The 2,505-nt window shown below is 67.9% G+C and carries 4 protein-coding genes; 2 read left to right on the forward strand and 2 right to left on the reverse strand.

Annotated elements, in window-relative coordinates:
- Positions 1-243: VOC family protein (locus VGO20_RS19625; protein ID WP_473964862.1), on the forward strand; the 243-nt coding region annotated here is incomplete at its 5' end.
- Positions 244-304: 61 nt separating this feature from the next.
- On the opposite strand, the gene VGO20_RS19630 is transcribed toward VGO20_RS19625, so the two are convergent.
- The gene (locus VGO20_RS19630; protein WP_327504074.1) at positions 305-667 is read right to left on the reverse strand and encodes a hypothetical protein; all 363 of its coding nucleotides are present in this window, start codon (positions 665-667) and stop codon (positions 305-307) included.
- A gap of 80 nt (positions 668-747) precedes the next feature.
- Positions 748-2,226, reverse strand: coding sequence for an eCIS core domain-containing protein (locus VGO20_RS19635; RefSeq protein ID WP_327504075.1), 1,479 nt, complete (start codon positions 2,224-2,226; stop codon positions 748-750).
- Between the two features lie 196 nt (positions 2,227-2,422).
- Between VGO20_RS19635 and VGO20_RS19640 the strand changes: the two genes are divergently transcribed.
- Positions 2,423-2,505: agmatine deiminase family protein (locus VGO20_RS19640; RefSeq protein WP_327504076.1), on the forward strand; the 83-nt coding region annotated here is incomplete at its 3' end.

Below are 2,505 nucleotides of genomic sequence, written 5' to 3' on the forward strand. Positions count from 1 at the left end.
CCCCATGTCGGCTTCGAGTTCGGGGCCAACCAGCTCTGGATCGACCGCGTGGACGGCCTCAGCCAGGCGGAGCTGTGGCTGGAGCTGGTCACCGACGACGTCCCGCAGGCATCGAGGCACCTGGAGGCGGCCGGCGTCGTGCGATGCGACGAGATCGAGGCCCTGCCCCAGGGGTTCGAGGGGTTCTGGATCTCCAACCCGGCATCGATCATCCACATCGTCTCGAAGCCGGGCCAGTACTGAGGCGCTGAAGGCCCCCTCACCGCACCGGCCCTGAGCCCGGACGGTGAGGGGCCGCGTCGCGTCACTCGTACTCGGCCGTGGTGGTACGGGTCTTGTTGTCGTAGAAAAGCGTGATCGCGGTAATGGTGCAGAGGTCGAAGTCCTCCCACACCGCTTCCTCGTCATCGGTGTAGACGACCTTCAGGTCGTACTCGCAGGCCGACGTCGCCGGATGGAAGTTGATGTCGACGAACGTCCCGTTCCCGAAGAAGTCCTTGCCCATGACATCTTCTTCCCAGCTGTCGGTGCTCGTGGGCGAGACGTAGACCTCCCGGATGTCGTAGCCGGTCCTGTTGACCAAGCGGAAATCCTGCATGCCCTGGGCCAGCGCGGCCGAGCTGACCGCCAGCCCGAGGACGCCCATAGCCACCATCACGGTCCGCATTCGTGTCTCCATGTCGAAAGACGGACGACCGCCACCGGTCGTCCGTCTCCGAGAATGGAACGCCAATTTACTAAAAATCGTTACTTGCTGCGGTGATCGAAGCGGGCATCGATCCATTTGACCATCTCGGTGCGCGACGTGCCGGCATCGGTGGGCGGCATGACCATGACCCTGTCGAATGCGCCGGCATTGACCTTGATCTGGGTTGCCGGTTCGTTGTCGACGATCGGGGCGGTCATCAGGTCGGTCCCGGAATGGCTCGCCAGCCCCGGGTTCACCGTGCCGTGCTCCATGTCGTTCCAGGCGGACTTCGGCACCTCCGTGCTGGTCAGCGAGCCCCGGTCCCTGAGCATCACGCGGAAGAGATGGGGCGTGCCCCCGGCGTTCTTGACGCTGAGCTTGGCGACCGAGTCGGCGTAGGCCTTGTGGAGCGGCGGCGCCGCCCCGTCGGTCAGGTAGAAGCCCGGGCCGAGCTGGCTGACCGCGTAGTTCACCTGCGCGCCGCTGGGCACCTTCAGGCCGCCGTAGAGCGAGGAGGCGTGGGTCGACGAGGTGCCATGGAGGCCGGCGAAGGTATAGCCGGACAGATGGCTCGTCACCTGCCCGAAGCTGATCCGGTCCTGATAGTAGTGGTAGTCGATCTGATGGAGGGCGACGTTGTCGACATAGGCCTTCATGACCGTCGATACGCCGCGCAGCCGGGCCAGGGCCTGGAGGTCGCCCGCAGCCGCCGCGCAGTTCGCAACCCTCAGAAGGAGAACGGTCCGCTCCATGTCCGCGACGTATGCGGCGAAACGGTTGACCGACGCGCTCGAATACGACGCCTGCTCCGCGGCCTTCGCGTGCCCCCTGTAGAGGCTGCCGACCCGCTTCTTCACGGCGTCCAGGTCGACGGCCATGCCGGCCCGCTCGATCGCCGCAGCCATCTGTGCCATCGCCGTGGTGGCGGCCTTCAGCCTCTGCTCCAGCATCTTGAAACGTGTCTGCTGGGGGTCGACCACCGCGGAGGACGAGGACGCGTCCATGCGCTGGACCACGCGGGCACCGGCCTGGGAGGGCCGGAGCTTGCACTGTGCCGGCTGGGAGGTGGCCGGCTGGGAGATCACCGGCTGGCGGATGGCCGGCTCCCTGGCCGTCGCGGCGCGGAGCCCCATGCGGTCGGCCTCCGCCTCCAGCATCCGATCGTTGACGATCGCCACGCCGCTCGCGAGCGGGTTGCGCACGCGCCCCGTCCGCTGCTGGACGACATGGGCGAGCTCGTGGCCGAGCAGGCGCTGGCCGGCCGGCGAGGCCGGGTCGTACCGGCCCGGCGCGAAATGGATGCGCGAGCCGTAAGTGAAGGCCTGCGCACCCAGGGCCGCCGGTTCCGGGCCGACATGGACGCGCACGTCCGCGAAGCCGGTGCCGAACACCGTCTCCATCTTCCGCTGCACGGCCGGCGGCAGCGGCTGGCCGCCATGCGCCGGAAGCCTCACGCGGTCGGCGGGGAACGGCGTGGCGCCCGTCCGGGCCACCCCGGTCGCGAAGAAGCATTGCACGACGCCGCGATCGTTCCTCATGGAGCCCCCGTTTCCTGGCGGACCGATTGTTAACCGACACGCCACGGGCGAGCAATGTCGTTTCACCTCGCGCGGCACTGCCCTGCAGCACCCAGCCGGGGCGTTGCCAAGACCGCCCCGCCTGCATTAACTGTCAGCAGGACATTTTCACGAGGGATGACGGCACATGTCGACACCGGCCGCCGACGGGTTCCGCATGCCGGCGGAATGGGAACGCCACAGCCGCTGCTGGATGGCCTGGCCCTGCCGCCCCGAGACCTTCCTGTGCGGCATCGACGC

It is taken from the genome of Arenibaculum sp., assembly GCF_035998295.1.
GTDB lineage: Bacteria > Pseudomonadota > Alphaproteobacteria > Azospirillales > Azospirillaceae > DASYHS01.